11 protein-coding genes and 1 pseudogene are annotated in these 15,885 nt (G+C 51.7%); 7 read left to right on the top strand and 5 right to left on the bottom strand.

The window, feature by feature from the left end; all coding sequences use genetic code 11:
• Positions 1-293: 293 nt before the first annotated feature.
• Positions 294-635 (bottom strand): hypothetical protein, encoded by a 342-nt coding sequence (locus AN477_RS21790; protein WP_157062112.1) that lies wholly within the window; start codon positions 633-635, stop codon positions 294-296.
• A gap of 331 nt (positions 636-966) precedes the next feature.
• Between AN477_RS21790 and AN477_RS21785 the strand changes: the two genes are divergently transcribed.
• Genes AN477_RS21785 through AN477_RS21755 form a run of 7 tightly spaced genes read left to right on the top strand, consistent with a single transcriptional unit; the run spans position 967 to position 9,596 of the window.
• Positions 967-1,932 carry a hypothetical protein gene (locus AN477_RS21785; protein WP_157062111.1) on the top strand — a complete coding sequence of 322 codons (966 nt, stop codon included), beginning with the start codon at positions 967-969 and terminating at the stop codon, positions 1,930-1,932.
• 50 nt (positions 1,933-1,982) lie between these two features.
• On the top strand, positions 1,983-4,589 hold the full coding sequence (locus AN477_RS21780) for an SCO family protein (protein ID WP_054971275.1): 2,607 nt from the start codon (positions 1,983-1,985) through the stop codon (positions 4,587-4,589).
• Complete coding sequence (locus AN477_RS21775) at positions 4,556-5,038, top strand: hypothetical protein (protein ID WP_054971274.1); 483 nt, start codon at positions 4,556-4,558, stop codon at positions 5,036-5,038. The genes AN477_RS21780 and AN477_RS21775 overlap by 34 nt, the downstream gene beginning before the upstream one ends.
• A 20-nt stretch (positions 5,039-5,058) precedes the next feature.
• Positions 5,059-5,598 carry a hypothetical protein gene (locus tag AN477_RS21770; RefSeq protein WP_054971273.1) on the top strand — a complete coding sequence of 180 codons (540 nt, stop codon included), beginning with the start codon at positions 5,059-5,061 and terminating at the stop codon, positions 5,596-5,598.
• Positions 5,599-5,643: 45 nt separating this feature from the next.
• Positions 5,644-6,375, top strand: coding sequence for a sulfite exporter TauE/SafE family protein (locus AN477_RS21765; RefSeq protein ID WP_054971272.1), 732 nt, complete (start codon positions 5,644-5,646; stop codon positions 6,373-6,375).
• A complete protein-coding gene (locus AN477_RS21760; protein WP_054971271.1) occupies positions 6,363-8,786 on the top strand; it encodes a heavy metal translocating P-type ATPase in 2,424 nt (807 codons plus the stop codon). Before AN477_RS21765 ends, AN477_RS21760 begins: the two co-directional genes overlap by 13 nt.
• Positions 8,787-8,831: 45 nt before the next feature.
• On the top strand, positions 8,832-9,596 hold the full coding sequence (locus tag AN477_RS21755) for a cytochrome c oxidase assembly protein (protein WP_054971270.1): 765 nt from the start codon (positions 8,832-8,834) through the stop codon (positions 9,594-9,596).
• Between the two features lie 651 nt (positions 9,597-10,247).
• Here the strand turns inward: AN477_RS21755 and AN477_RS21750 are convergent.
• The 4 genes and pseudogenes from AN477_RS21750 to AN477_RS21735 all read right to left on the bottom strand — a co-directional run bounded on the left by AN477_RS21750 (position 10,248) and on the right by AN477_RS21735 (position 15,815).
• Positions 10,248-11,446, bottom strand: a pseudogene (locus AN477_RS21750) (IS110 family RNA-guided transposase).
• Between the two features lie 1,249 nt (positions 11,447-12,695).
• Positions 12,696-13,901, bottom strand: coding sequence for an IS256 family transposase (locus tag AN477_RS21745; RefSeq protein WP_281176396.1), 1,206 nt, complete (start codon positions 13,899-13,901; stop codon positions 12,696-12,698).
• Positions 13,902-14,016: 115 nt separating this feature from the next.
• Positions 14,017-15,183 (bottom strand): DUF5667 domain-containing protein, encoded by a 1,167-nt coding sequence (locus AN477_RS21740; RefSeq protein ID WP_054971269.1) that lies wholly within the window; start codon positions 15,181-15,183, stop codon positions 14,017-14,019.
• Positions 15,184-15,320: 137 nt separating this feature from the next.
• Positions 15,321-15,815: a hypothetical protein gene (locus tag AN477_RS21735; protein WP_054971268.1), complete on the bottom strand. Its 495-nt coding sequence runs from the start codon at positions 15,813-15,815 to the stop codon at positions 15,321-15,323.
• Positions 15,816-15,885 lie beyond the last annotated feature (70 nt).

Below are 15,885 nucleotides of genomic sequence, written 5' to 3'. Positions count from 1 at the left end.
AACGCACCCATTTACCCGTCCAGAGTCCCTGTTAGTCATACCTGTCTATGAAGTCTGTCAAGTCAAACGAGAAATACTGCGAATAAGCTAGAATAAGGGAGAAAACGAAAGATCATAGAGAGAGAAGAGCGACGGAAGCACGAAAGAAAGAAAAGAATCAAACACTCTTGATTGAGTCGTAGAATCATCTGCCCTAGATGTACTATGGCTAGAAGATAAGCAGATAGGATGTTGATTGTATGACCAAAAAGTAATGGACAATTCTCTTAATCCCCTTAATGGTACTATTTTGTTTACTCATTGGTTATTACGTCCATTTGAAAGTGCGTGCGGCTCAATACGCCCGTACAAACTTGTCTCAGTTTTATAACGTCTCCATATCCAAGGTGCACATAACCCATGTGTCGTCGCCAGGAAATATCGAACAGCAATTGACGCATCATCAATCCTGGTACGCCAATTTTGAAATCGACGGAATGAAGAGCCAGCACGTAGGCAATCTCTGCGGAATTTAGTGAGTCCAAATCAGGAGGATTTTTCAACTTTGGCTTACCAACATCGTGATTGGGCACAAAACTACGCTTAAACATCGCACTCACTGTTAAAACTGTTGTGTTAAGCTTCTTCTCTTGCAATGGCGCAGAGTTCATTCCAGTGAGCTGTAACGAGGTCTTCTACTTCCACAATCGGTTACCCCCCAATATTGCCCCCTGGGCTGTCCAAGTTTTCTATAGCTACAAGTACGCGGTGTAGGAAGTGGAGCTTCCCATGAACTCCATCGACATGAGTCGACTATATAAACCCCGGTCTGCGCTCTCTACTCCGCATCCATACTCTCAAGAAAATGGCCCTATCGGGCTACATGAACGATCCGCGAACAGCGCTATCATACAGGACACGTCGCCTCCTGTATTGAGGTTGCCACTAAACGAAGAAAAGAGGTGTAGATGGCAGATGAGGGACCAGTTGGGAGCATCAATAGAGGAATCAGCCCCTCGCCGCTCGCTCCGTATTGGGCTTGGGCTGCTCTGGGCAGTGGACGCTCTCCTGCAAATGCAGCCAGGGATGTTTCATCCAGCTTTCTACGGGAACCTTCCATCGAACTTGATGCCTTCCATTTTACAGGACTTACGCGAGACTTCACCCAGTTGGATTACCTGGGCAGTCCGCACGGCACAGTGGTTTTTCATCCATTGGCCAGTCGCTGTCAACCTAGGCATCATCCTGCTGCAGTTGGTTCTCGCATTCCTACTTTCGCTGCGCGTACCGCCCCGATGGCGCAACATCGGGTTGGTAGTATCCGTTCTGTGGGGGCTTACCATTTGGGTGTTCGGTGAAGCTCTTGCTGGTGTCGGTTCTTGGGGCGCGACATTCTACGCCGGGTTCCCGGGCTCCGCTTTTCTCTATGCTTGTGCCGGGGGTTTTTTGCTATTGCCAGCCGAGAAATGGCATGAACAGACACTGACAACGCTAATTACACGGACGACAGCGGGTTTTCTCTGGCTATCCGGGATCCTGCAGTTGTTACCGGTAAACGGGCAGTGGGATCGGGGAGCACAGCTTGACGTGTTCGCAAACAGTGGATTTCAGTCGCAGCCAGGTATTCTGTCGGCGCCCGTCATGACGTACTCCATTTGGTCGAGTGCGCACCCCGTGGCGAGTAACACGCTGCTTGGACTCACGCTGCTTGGGGCGGGCTGCGCTGTTTGGTTCTGGCGCACAGCGGTATGGCTCCGAGTCGGGGTCTACGTGTGGCTATTCTTGGCATGGTGGTTTGGTATGGACTTCGGTTACCTGTTCTCAGGACTTAGCACGGATCCAAACACGCCTCCCATTCTATTTGCCATGCTGTGGGCTGTTCGCCCTCGTTCGAGAACTACGTCCAAGCTAGAAGTTGCGTCGAGAGTTTCCCATACCTCTGCCACCGGTTAAACCTATCGGCAGAACCCAAACATCCATCAATAAAAGAGGTGCTGTGTTGCATGGATATGAGTGTTCCTGTCAGCCCAATCATTTTGCATGTGTTCTATCGAATGATCGGCATTGAATTTTTAATTGCATTTGCGGCGTGCGCTGCAGTGTTCTGGCTGGTTCGTCGGACGGAGTGGTTCAAGCGCCAATTCTCAATCCAGTCAGAGTGGAGATTAGATGCTGCTTCTGTTTCGTCCAGAGCAGCAAAGGTTCAAAATGTAATTCGAATTGCTTTTGGCTGCATCTGGATTATCGACGGTGTACTGCAAGCACAGCCGGATATGACCACACAGTTCATCCCTGGTCTCATTGGCCCAATCATTTCGGGGCTCCCGGGAGTACTGCCGGAGTTGTTGAGCCCACTTACGTATCTTTGGACGATCCATCCCCTGTTTTTTGACTCGCTGTCAGTGTGGATGCAGGTCCTCATAGGTGTGGGTGTGTTGTTCGGCCCAGCACGTCGTGCGGGACGGATTGCACTCTACACTTCGATCGCGTGGGCTGCCGTGGTCTGGGTCATCGGGGAAGGGTTTGGGGTCCTGGGCGGAGCCACCTGGCTGACGGGAGCCCCTGGTGCGGTTTTGCTCTACGCGTTGGCTGCAGTGTTGCTGTTGCAGCCTCCGGTGCGTTGGACAAATGGCACAATCCGCAATGCATTGTACGTAGCAATCGGCATCTTGTGGCTGGTGTGCGCATTGTTGCAGGCGCTCCCAGACGCTGGCTTTTGGCAGGTCAGCGGCCTTCAGGGGGCGGAACTCAGCATGGCTGAGATGAGTCAACCTTTATGGATGGCCGCTCCGTTATTTGCTGTGGCGCATGCGTTTGCTGCACATCCCGTCGCCTGGAATGCTACCTTTGTCATCATTCTCGCCGCACTGGGTATTCTCTGGATTACTCGACCCCGTCTACCGTTTCTCCAGGAGTCTACACTTGTATTCACTCTCCTGACCTGGTGGATTGGTCAGGACTTTGGCGTCGTTGGCAGCATGGGTACGGATTTGAATACGGGCGGTCCTCTGCTTGTGCTGTGTCTTGCCGCCATCTCCCTGCGCGGTGTCGTGTATGAACAGACGACTGCTAAGCTGGAACGAACCAAACGAACGTTGCGTCCAGTTCTGATTTCAACTGGCTCTGCAGTGCTGGCAATGGCCGCAGGTTCGGTTGGTGCGTCGATGGCCGCGACCCAGAGTTCGGGAAGCCTAATTCAACAAGAAGCGGCAAACTCGGCCGTGACACCTGTCAATCAGCCATTGCCGAATTTAACGTTAACGAATCAATACGGCAATCAGGTGTCTCTCGCAAGTTACCGAGGCAAGGCGGTCGTGCTGACATTTCTCGATCCCGTTTGCTACCAGGACTGCCCCATCCTTGCTCAGGAGATGAAACAGGCGGACCAACTGCTTGGTCCGTACGCAAACAAGGTTCAGATGGTAGCGATTGCAGCCAACCCGTTGTTCCACTCGGTCAAAGACGTACAACGTTTTGACGCTCAGGAGAACATGAATGGCCTATCGAATTGGTCTTTCCTCACCTCGAACAACCTGTCGACGCTTAAGAATGCCTGGCATCGTTTGTACGAGTATGTCAGTGTTCCCAGCCTCGGTATGGTTGACCACGCGGAGAATATGTACTTCGTTTCACCAAGCGGTCAAGAGGTGTGGCTCGCCGATGCGAATGGGGACATCTCTGGCAGCGGCTCGTACTCGTCATTTATGGCTGCTTATGCTGAAAAATTACTTGGCGTCACGGCGTCCGTCAATGGTGGGCACAATGTTGCGCCGACAACTTACCATAGCGGTCTACAACACCCCGGTGGGTTTGACACAATTCAAATGACAAGTGCACAGGTCGGGTATGCGACGGCATTTGTTTCTCCCTACAACGAAGTCGTGAAGACAACAGACGGAGGAAAACGTTGGAAAAGCGTCACGCCGACCGGCGAGACACAGCGAGGCGGCTTCCTCGTTGCACCAGTATCATCCGACAAAGTCTACGCGCTTGTTCCGCAGTATGGGTATGTGAAGAACTCCTCGCTGTTTGTGACCACCGACGGTGGCACACAGTGGACTCCCGTTGGGCAACCTGGCCCAACCCCTCATATGTATGGGGCAAACAATCTGTCGGTGGGTGGCGGTGGTTCACTGTGGTTAACTGGTGCTGCCAAGACGAACGGTCAACTATTCATGTATCGGTCCAACGACGACGGGGCGCAGTGGGACTCCGTTGCATTGCCACTGACGAATGCTTCATCGTTCAGTTGGACGACGGAGCCTGTCGTGTGGAAGTCGGCTTCCAACGGACAGGTGGTTGTCGTAGGCAAACATGGCTCGGAGATATCCACTGAGGTCTTTACGACTACAGATGCAGGTAAGACGTGGATTCGGTCTGGGCAAACGGTGACAAGACAAACTGGCGCGACCGGCCCGGCCAACGTCGTTGTAAATGACCAGTACGCGCGAGGGCACCACACTTTTGCGGATGCAAATACCAGGTATGTCGACGCTATCGGGGCTAACGCAGTGTACCGTGTGGAGAAGGTCGGAACAGGTGCACAAGTCGAGATTTCTCAGGATGGTGGAAAAACGTGGGCAACACTGTTCGCTGGCAAGCTGCAATAGCGACTGTCTACTCCGTCGCTCATATCTCACGTCGCAAGTTATGGCAGGCCGTGCTTGTAGCGGTCTGCACGGCCATGTTGAGCGGCTGCGGAACCCCTGCGAACCACTCACCTCTCACGTCTACGACGCTGCACGCGACTACGGCAAACGGTCTGAAGCTGGCTCTGACGTTGTCGCCGAACCCGCCGACGGCACGCCGAGAACTCAAGGTGCAGCTGGTGGTCAGTGGTGATTCGTCGAACAGGTTCCGCCCGAAGAATGTTTGGATCAGCGAATCCATGCCCGGTATGTCAATGCCAAAAATGAGTGTAACACTGAATTCTTTGGGGAATGGTCGGTTCGTTGGACAGACCTTGATTGTGATGGGAGGCAAGTGGCAGTTGCTCGTCCACCTTGTCGATGGTTCTCAACAAGAGATGCAAGCGTTTTACACTCAGGTTAGGGAGTAGCATTAAAGGGGGGCTCTGTAGTGAAGGACGTGTTGACAAGCGCTTTGTCCACGCGCACCCGCGTGTTTTATGGTCTAGTAGGTTCTGGAGTTTTTCTCATTGCTGTGAACCAACTGGTGCAGAGCCATGACCGAAAATTCGACGCAGCTGTCTGCGCGAGCTATCACAGCCTACAGTACGGTGGGATGATGCTCGGGGGCGTCGCACTCGGCATTGCCGTCGCTCATCCGGTCAGTGTTGGCCTACGCGCGCTGATCCGCAACTTGCAGGTGGCACGACAGTCAGATGTGCAAGCGACCTTGGAAAAGCTCGCATGGGGCGCACTCATTGTGGCTATGTTGCCGGCTCTGTTGTGGGTTGTATCCCCTGTGAACTTGTTTGTAGATGTGCACCCAGGACTTATGGTAGAAGCGGACTTGATTGTTCTGCTGATGGGGATCGTATCGGGAACTGCTTGGATGGTTCTGCTCGGGCGCAGGTCATGGCTCGGGATCATCATTTCTGCTTCGATGATCCTCATGTTAGTCGGTTCTATTTTGACGCGTCATAGTTGGTGCTAGGCGGGTTCCGCCTGACACTTTGACGGAAAGAGGTGCACCGGACTTATGCACGGAATTACTCTCATCGGCTGGGCGTTTGGTGTTGGAATCCTGCAGGGTTTTCTACACTGTAGCGGCATGTGTGGTCCGTTTGTGATGGCGTTCAGTCTCTCTCGCGGTGCCGCCAAGGAGGGTGACAAGAGCCTAGGACGCTTCTTCTCGTGGTTTATGAGTGGGCACGTGGTGCACAACCTCGGCCGTGTCTTTACATTCACAGTGATCGGTTCCATCTTTGGTCTGCTTGGTACATTCGTCAATGCGGCAAGTCGACTGAACGGGTTGCAAGCGTTGGCCGGTTTTATCGGTGGTGGGCTGATGATTCTTTGGGCAGTGGACGAATTCCTCACTGGGCACGGCGGTGGATTTCTAGAAAAATGGAGCCTTCTGCGTTTTAACTCAGTCCAGTCACTCATGCGCAAAGATTTGTCAAGACAGCCATTCATGGCCGGGGCTATCCTTGGACTGCATCCGTGCGGTCTGTTGTTTGCAATGTTGGTGTCCGCAGCGGCGACAGGGTCGGTGTGGATGGGTGGTACTGTCATGCTCGTATTTGGTATCGGTACCATGCCTGCTCTTCTTGTCATAGCTCTGCTCGGCTGGTATGGGCGCAAACGTTTTACGAGCCGAAAATTTTCTTATGTCGCTGCAGTGCTAATCGCGGCAAGCGGCGTGCTGTTTATTCTTCGCGGCATGTCTGTAAATGGGTGGATCCCGGAGGTGAGTCCATGGCTGTTCTGACTTGTGCCCTCTGCGATGATGTGGCGGAGCAGCCCATAGAACACGAGGGTCACGTCTTTTGTTGTCATGGTTGCATGCAGCTATATGAGATTCTCGGAGAAAGTGAGATCGCGCGCTTAAAGAGCCGCCCCGGTCTCAACTGGACCGCTCTTCGTCAGGAAACGGGAGCAGATGTCGCACCTGAGGTACAAGGTGCTGACGTATGCACACTCCAACTAGACGGAATGTGGTGTGCGTCCTGCTCCGTACTCGTAGAGACGGTGTTGCGAAGGACTGAAGGAGTGCGCACGGCGCAAGTGGATTACACGTCGTCTTCTGCTGACGTGTACTACGATGCGAATGTGGTCGACATTGAGCAAATCAAGGCAGCAGTTGTTCAGCTCGGGTACGGCGCAGAAGCAACCGATGGCCCAATATCGGTTGGTGATCGAAACCTACTTCGACGTTTCACAGTAGCTGCGATCCTGTCTCTGATAGACATGATGGTAAGTCTGCCCGTCTGGTTCGGTTACTTCTCTAGCCTGCCCGTTCAAGCACGATGGACCGTGGCGGGGTTGTTGTGGGCTCTCTCCACACCTGTGGTGTTCTGGGCAGGATTTCCTTTTTTGCGTGGCGCCATTTCGTCCATCCGCCACCGCGTGCCGACGATGGACCTGCTGATCTCGCTTGGCAGCGTGTCAGCGTATGTCTATAGTTTCATCAGCATGGCACAGGGTGGATCCTACCTGTACTTCGATACAGCGTCACTACTCGTGACCTTCCTTTTGCTCAGCAGAAGCTTGGAGGTCGGTACGCGTCGCCGCGCGTCACGCACCGTCGAGATGCTCTCAAAGAGTGCAGCAAAAACCGCCGTAGTTGTAACGGCCGAAGGAGAAGAAACTGTCCCGGCTGAGAACCTTGCAGTAGGATCCCGAGTGGTAGTGTTTAGCGGAGAAACCGTTCCCGCTGACGGGCGGGTGGAATTTGGAGCGTCGTCATTTGACGAGTCCATGTTGTCTGGAGAGGCCATGCCAGCGCGCAAAGAAATAGGTGACGTGGTGTACGCCGGTACACTGTGCTTGGACGGACGCGTCGTCGTAGAGGTGCTTCGAACCGATTCAGACACCGTTTTGCATCAGACGACGGTCGCAGTTCGTGCAGCTCAGGAGTTGCAGAATAAGCGCCAACGGCTCGTTCAGCGCATTCTAAATGTGTTCGTCCCCACGGTCTTTGTAATCGGGCTGCTCACGTTTGCACTCTGTCTGTGGGTATTGCATATGCCCATCGGACATGCGGTCCTACGTAGCATATCAGTCTGGGTCATCGCGTGTCCTTGTTCGCTCAGTGTTGCCGTGCCAGTGTTGACTGCGGGATCGATTTCCCGCTTGTCCCAGGAAGGTCTCCTCCTTCGCGATCCGAACTGCCTCGAACAAGCGAAGGCGGTCCACACGGTAGTCTTCGACAAGACAGGGACTTTGACCAAAGGTCAGTACCGCCTCGTGCAGATCGCGCCGAATAACCAGGAGTTGCTGCAATTGGCGGCCTCCGTGGAAACGGCGTCAAACCATCCTGTCGCAAAGGCATTCGTAGTTGCAGCGCACGAACGTGGCCTGCCGCTGCTCCCAGTTTCGTCATTTGTCAGCGATGTAGGGCGAGGTGTTCGAGGCCGTGTCGCGGAGCATGATGTCGAAATGAGAGGTTGGAGGGGGGATAGAAGTCTCCCAGAGAACTTGTCTCAGCAGGCTGAACTGTGGGAACGTGCAGGACTCTCGGTGTCCGTACTATGGATAGATGGCATCGCCAAAGGCGTGGCAGGAGCAGCTGAGGAGATCCGCCCCACCGCTCGTTCTGTTGTGGAAAAAATGCAGCATTTAGGCAAAGAGGTCGTGTTGTTGAGTGGAGATGGGGCCGGTCCAAGTCGCGCTGTCGCCGAACAACTCGGAATCAATACGTGGGTAGCTGCGCAGTTACCGACAGAGAAAGCCGATTTTATCGCTAAACTACAGGCATCAGGACAAACCGTGGCATTTATCGGTGACGGGGTCAATGACGCCGCTGCACTTGCACAGTCCGATCTTGGCATTGCTTTGCGTTCAGGTACAGATATCGCCATGCAGTCAGGTCACCTGGTACTCACGGGTGCGAGCCTCGAACCTGTTGCAGATGCCCTCCACGTAGCTGCACAAGCGGCTGTCTTGTTGCGCGTCAACCTGACGTGGGCTGTGCTTTACAACGTCTGCGGGGTCATACTCGCAGTAGCAGGTGTCGCAAGTCCTGCCATCGCTGCACTTGCGATGGCTCTGTCGAGTTCGTTCGTATTGGGTAACTCGCTACGTATACTTGGATGGTCTCCGCAACGCTACGCGAGACGGGCCGGAGCAATTGCCGCGGGGATTGCGCTATTTGCAGTTGCAGCTTGGTTGGGCGTATGACTCATGCCTTTAACTTCGCTCGGCAAGGATGAGGTGAGAACAAGTATGTTGCAAATGATGTCACTGTGGCACCCAGAACTGATCGTCATGATCGGCTTGATCTTCTTTTTGTACCTATATGCCGATCGCCACGTGGGAAAGTCAGCTGAACAACAAGCCACGACTAAGCAGAAAGTGATGTTCGCGGCGTATCTGATTGTGCTATATGGCGCCATGGGTTCACCGATCGACGCTGTTGCACAAAACAGGTCATTCTCGGTCTTCGTTCTACAGATGGTCTTGATGACACTCGTACTGCCGTGGCTATTTCTTACGGGGATTCCCACCTGGATGGCGAGGGCCGTTCTGCAGATTCGGTGGATCTTCCGAACTGTGCGTGTGCTAACTTCCCCCTTCGTTGCCCTCATTGTCTACTACGGACTTGCATCGTTATTTCTTCTCCCTGTGATTTTCGAAGCCAACTTAAAGTACAACTGGCTGCACATTGTGGATGCCTGGGTTTTGATGGCGGCAGCCGTATTCCTTTGGTGGCCGTTACTCAGCCCTGCACCCGAGATCCCGCGACTAAGCAGGGGCTTTCAGCTTGGATACATTTTGTTCGGGACGAACTTCATGATGCCAATTCCGGTGCTTCTCGCGATCTCACAGCACCTGTGGTACAACTCATACAATGGGATCGCCCCCTTCCACAGATTGCTTGCAAACCAGCAACTAGGCGCTGTGTTGATGGTTGTGGCTATGATTGTGGTATATGGATTTCGTGCTGTACTCACATTCGCCTCATACGACGGGTCCAGTTGGTATGAGTGACCAAGAATGCTCCGGGATTTCACATTCTGCCGCTTCCCCACTTTGTGAATCCAACAGTAACCATGGGGAGTTGACGAGAGTAACGCAGGTCGCCGAAAATGGAAAGTCAAAAACGGGAAATGAGGCGCAGATGAAGAGGAGCGGTCCCGTCCCGTGGCATCGCAAGTTTCATTGCTAAGCACTTGAACTTACTGGTCGTCAGCACTCTCGTGTATAGACAGACGCCGCTTCGGTTTTCTCGGTACCGTTGCGACTCTCGGTATTCCGAGGTCAAACGCAGAGATTGGAATTCTTGGCACAGCGTCCAGTGCCCCCGACCTCATAGCGATCTGTAACAAGATCAGCACTTTACAGTTTATTATAAAATCATGGCTGCCAATACCCGCAGCTAAACTTTGGGCAGGTCAATTGCAACTAGAGTGCTGTAATCCTACTCAAAGACTAGCTCACTGACTAAAGGCAATGTGCGAGACCTTACCTGCCACCCTACTGGTAACCTAGTTCTGAATCTACTTACGTTAAACCAGCTAATAGCTTGTCAACATTTCCAGTGAAATTAGTTGCTGCGCAGTGTTAAATTGAAAACGAACATGACAAAGAACCGTCCATGTGATCATCGAAGGTTTTTCTTTAGCACAGCAATTGTGGCAGTTATACCAAGTCTACAAACGGTTTATGGCTCTTCAGCACTGCATAAATCCAGTGCAGTAGCTTGTTAATGCAGGCGACAAGGGCGACCTTGTGAGCTTTGCCATCTTCTCGCTTGGCTTTGTAGAACGTCTGTCGTCTCTTGCTTCCGGTTTTCCGTAGGCTAGGACCGCCAAGTACAATGCATGACGTAGCCGGCTTGAGCCACGCTTGGTGATTCGGTTAATGGTGGCGGTAAACTTTCCTGACGAATGGACACTCGGGTCCACACCGGCAAATGCCACAAGCTTCTTTGGGTGATTGAACCGTTCTATCTCTCCGATTTCAGCAATAATCGTGGCTGCGATTGTATCGCCGATTCCGGGGATAGATTGGACAATTTGACATTCTTCAATCTGTTCAGCGAGGGCATCTATCTGGTTTTCGAGGTCGGATAGGTGCTCTTTGTATTCCAGAATCATCTGGATGTACATTTTCAAGCTAAACAAATGGCTGGACAGCAACACCGTACGAAACGGGCTGCGGTTTGCGGCTTGGATAATGTCCTGCGCCATCCTTGCTGCCCAGCTCTCCGAACGGCTTTTACATAGCGTTTTTATCTTTTCGGCTAGCTCAGCTTCTGACACTTGAAAAACTGCCTCTGGAGTTGGAAAAGCGAGAAGTGTCTTCAAAGACACCTGAGAGAACAGATCCCCGAAAATACCACGATACTCAAGGAAGACAAGGTCTAACACGGCGTGGAACTGCAGCTTGGTTTGAATAAACAGACTCGTGACCGCATCACGCTGTCCGGTTAAACTCCGCAAATCCAAGAGGTGCATCCCACGCTTACGCAGTGGCTCAAACTCTTCCTTGTAAAAGAGCTCAAAGAGACGATAGGCGTCAATGGCATCGGTTTTCACCTTTCGAAGACTGGACTTCTTCGCCTGGTGTGAGATGAGCGGATTCACCACAATGTACACGTAGCTGTATTCTTCAAGGAACTGCACCACCGGGACATGATAGTGTCCGGTTGATTCCAAGATCACGGTTGGTTTCGCACCTGTCAGGGCTTCAACGCCCTCCAACACTTCACGAAACTTCTCAAAACCGTCGGTCGTATGGACGATGCTGAAGTGCCTGCCATGCGGTTTCTCTTTATCCAGGAATACCTGACCTTCTGTTTCTCCCTTGGCAACATCCAGACCAACTACAGGATTCATTGATTTACTCCCTTCACATATACTTGCCGGAAAACCCCTATCCATCTTGCATTACCATAGCTTCGCTTGTGATACGAGATCGATGTCCCAACCAGCCTCAATCATGCTTGTGCAAGTAGGGGGCGGACAGTTTAGCGCACGGGTTCATGGACCCACGGGGGCGGACGTCCGACCCGGCTACCGCAGTAAACCTCTAAAGTAAAATGAGGTCAACCAGCAATAACTGGCTGACCTCATAATACGAACGGGGGCGAATATGCAATATGTACATCTTGTACACATTGCATAAACATAACAAATTAAGTATATAAATTCTGGTTTCTGAATTTCAGTTACGTTTTCAAAGCAGATTTTTGTCATGTCTCATCCAAATAATTTTAGTATCAAAAAGTTGTGACCCCGTTTATTGGGCAGGTACATGGGGCGAAAGTTGTCGTTCTTACCGCGGGGAGATCTGCTAGCACGTGCGGGTGAATCGACTGATCCACCTAAACAACCCTTGTCGGAAGGCAAGACTACACTGGCAGAAGTCAGCAGACGTCATAGTACGATGCAAAGCATCGGAAAGGCTGAACGTCGTGTAGAGGATATCAGTGACTAGTTCGAGAGGTTGGTGTGAAGAGCAGAATCCCTACGACGGGGACTCCTTGTGAAAGAGAAAGGTGGAGCCTCGACGGTTCACAAGTGAGGGCTTAATCAACTCTGGCACGAATCACAGATCATCCCATCAACCATGTGGTCATGGTTGGGCAAGCATGAAGAACCACCGTATGCGGACCCGCATGTACGGTGGGGGGAGACTGGGGCTCACAAGAGTCTCCTCTTACCCGATTGAGTCCACTTACGTCCTGAAAATCCTCCGCCTCGTCACTACTACAATAAAGAAGACCACTGCTGGGTGTTCTACCTACCCGAGCAGTGGCCTTGTATGGCTTTCACGGTAGCGTCAAGAGTTTTGTGTAAATCCATTTATAGGAAGCGGATAGAGCCTCAAGTATACAGTCCTGTCTTTGTAGAGCTTTAACTGTTACGTTGAATATTCGGTTTCTTTTACATTAGCTGTATCACCCCCTTGTTCGTTCTTTGTAGATGGAGTGGGAGGGGTGAATGGCCGTAGGCCAGAGGGGAGGAGCGAAGCGGCTTCCCCTGTGTAGGGCCTGTGGGCTTGTGGGCAACCCTGTCCTTGGGTTGTCCATAAATCCACAGGCCTTTTGTTACGGTTGTTGCAGTCATCCACGCAGGCTCGTGGTTAAAGGGTGTCGTTGAGTGACTCGTGCCTGACAGTGGCGCCGTATTTGTTTGTGAACATCTTGCTGAGCTCTACTTTAGTACCCTCTTCTGCAAATCCTCTCAGCGCTCGTTTCGACCATTTTTCGTTGTAGTCCTTCGCAAAGAGATAGACAATCTTCTCTGCTGCTTCCAGGTTGGCAATACTGTTCATTGGTTTCACTCTCTTGCGTATTTCCTTAATCGTCCGCTCAATGGCGTTGGTTGTGTAGATGGCGTAGCGAATGGCTTCAGGGTATTTGTAGAAGACCAAAAGGTCGGTTAAATCGTCCCGCCAGGATTGTACTTCACGTGGATACTTTGCATTCCACTTGCTCTCGAATAGCTTGAAGCATCCCAGCGCCTCCTCGTATGCTGCGCTGGAGTAAACGCCCTTCAAATCCTCTAGAATAGCGGGTTTGTCCTTTGCTCGGACTTTAACGATGGTGTTGCGCAGTTTGTGAACTACACAGCGTTGAAAGTCAGCCTTGGGATAGACAGCGAGGAACGCATCTTTCAGTCCCGACAATCCATCTGCAACACCCACCAGAATTTCCTCAAGCCCCCGTGCACGTAGGTCCATGAAAATCTCCCGGCAGGAGGTGGCACTTTCATTGCCACCAACGTAGTAGCCAAGGATTTCTCGATGTCCGTTTTCATCGATTCCCATTACGACGTATATGGACTCGTTTTCCACCGTATCCCGCTTCAGCGATACATACATCCCATCCATATAGACAACGGAATACCGCCGCTTTAAGGGCCGTTTACGCCAGGCATCTACATCCTGCAAAACGACATTCGTGATGTTGCTAATTGTGGTCGGCGAGTACTGAACACCCAGTATCCGCTCCACAAACTGCCCGACTTCTCGTGTGCTCATTCCACCCTTGTACATCGCGATAATCGTCTCTTCAAGCCATGCATCTCGCCGGCTATATGGCTCGAACACACTGGTTTGAAACTCGCCCATGCGGTCACGTGGAACTCGTAATTCTTCAACCCTTCCGAAACGGGTGTCCATCCCTCTGGTGTAATAACCGTTGCGGCTGTCTCCCAGTTCCGGATGTTCCACCTCCAAGAAGTTTCGGATCTCCTCACGCAAGACAAGTTCAAGCTTCTGTTTCAAAAGGTCAGCCATTTGAGTTTCGAGTTGAGCAGCGAGTGATTCTCTGTTAATCTGGAACAAAGTAGGGTCATCTCCTCTGGACTTCAGCAATCTTGAGGATACCCTACTTTTCCTATGTTGTGGAATGCTTACACAAACTAATTTACGTCATCGCCTTCACCGAGAATAACAGATGTTAGTGTTTGCTATGTCCTTGGCCATTTGAAGCGTTGCCCGCACCCTGACCGTGATTCGAGTTTGCGTGTGTCGATCCGTTTTGGGCAGCAGATTGGCCCTTTTGTGAGCTTGTGGCTGCCTGGGTTGCAGAGGTATTTGTTGTCGTGGTGCTGGTGGTGTTGGTATTGTTCGTCAAGCTAGTCACCGCTGAGTTAACTGTGGACACGGTGTTATTCACGACACTAGCCGTGTTGGAACTGTGTCCCTTGCCACGAGAACTGTTTCCGTGACTCTGTGCTGCCTGACCTTGCGATTGGTGGCCCTGCGCTGTCTGGCCTTTCGACTGTTGAGTCTGGGATCCCGTGCTTGTTGATGTGGTACTGGACGCTGTTGTACTCTGTGTAGCCGTAGAATTCGTGCCGGTCTGATTTTGGTTGGTAGTAGAAGTTGCCGTACTCGAGGTTGCGGTATTTGGCACCAGGGTACTTAATGAAGTATCCTGTTGTGGCTCATGCCCGATGTGAGAAAGCCGCATCTGCAGGTGTGAGAACGCTTTGGCCAGATTCTTTTCTAGCGCAGCCTGTGCACTTGGGTTGCTTACATGTTGCAGAGCGGTGGCCAAAGCAGTTAAGTTTCCGGCAATCATACCTTTTACTTGCGGAAGACTGGCGGTCGACGTTGTTCCTGTTTGGCCTGATTGGGCGGAGTTGTTCAAGCTGTCCGCCGCCAAAAGCTGGTTGCCGAGCGCTGTCGTAAGCAACGAATTGGCAGCGTCTGTTTGACCCGACTGAAGCAGAGAGTTCGCTTGTGTAATGTCCTGCTGCCCGTATTGTGCAAGTAACTGCGCTTGTTGAAGGTCGGAACTCGCGAGCGCAACACTGATAGCCTGAGTCACTTGTTGAACAAAGTACAAGTAGCTAGATGGCGAGGCAGAATTTACATCAGTCGACGTGATCCCGGTGCTTGAAGATGATGTGCTATTGGATGTTCCATTATCTGTATTTACTCTGGTATCTGTCGTCGTGTTTGTGTCGGTTGCGGTGTTGCTTGTTGCATTCGTAGTCGTGTTCGTCGTTGTGTTGGTAGAGGACGTACTGTTGCTGGTATCTGCAAACGCGACACCTGACATCGCCCCGAGTGTTGATAATGCTATCGCAACTGCTACTGCGCCTTTTACAGCTTTCATGGAAAATTCATCTCCCTGAATAATAGTTTGTCGAACCGCGTCAAGCGGATATATATACCATTCGAGGAAAACTACGATTTATGTCGGTCGATGGGTAACTATCTTAAAAGACTCGGGTTCGTTCAACTCGTACCTATTTAGTTCAATCCGTACTTGGAAGCTAGTGCTTTGGAGTCAGATACAAATTGATTCAGTTCCTTTTGCACGGTTGCAGCCAGTTTCTTATCCACGGTCCTGTCAGGAAGAATGGCTTTTTCCTGATCGGAAAAGACCTTCGCACCCTCGTTCAGCAACGAGATGTAATCCTTCTTGCAGGCGCCTGCTCCGGGTGGCGTTGTGGCGTTACGAATGCTGTTGATATCAGCACTCACCTGGGATTGCACCTTTGCATAGGATGATTTGAAGCTGTTGTAGGAAATTTGCTTTGTACTTACCTCTTTAAAGAGATTTGATTCCTGAATAAATGCCTGATTGACTGCCTGAATCTGCGAATTCTCCTGTTGAATAAACTGCTTGACTGCAGCACCCGTATCTGGTGTCGAGTTCGGCGAAGGGCTTTGCTGGCCACACCCTGCCAGAACAAGTGCAACTACAGGTAGTGCATATGCAAGACTACGTTTTCTTGCGAACAAACAAATTGCCTCCCTTGGTGGTTTCTACATAATTCGTCAAAGTCACAAGTTTTATGGGAGCCTCCCAACA

The organism is Paenalicyclobacillus ferrooxydans (assembly GCF_001399675.1).
Lineage (GTDB): Bacteria > Bacillota > Bacilli > Alicyclobacillales > Alicyclobacillaceae > Alicyclobacillus_B > Alicyclobacillus_B ferrooxydans.
The sequence above is the reverse complement of the archived record's forward strand: the minus strand, read 5'-3'. Positions and strand labels throughout refer to the sequence as shown.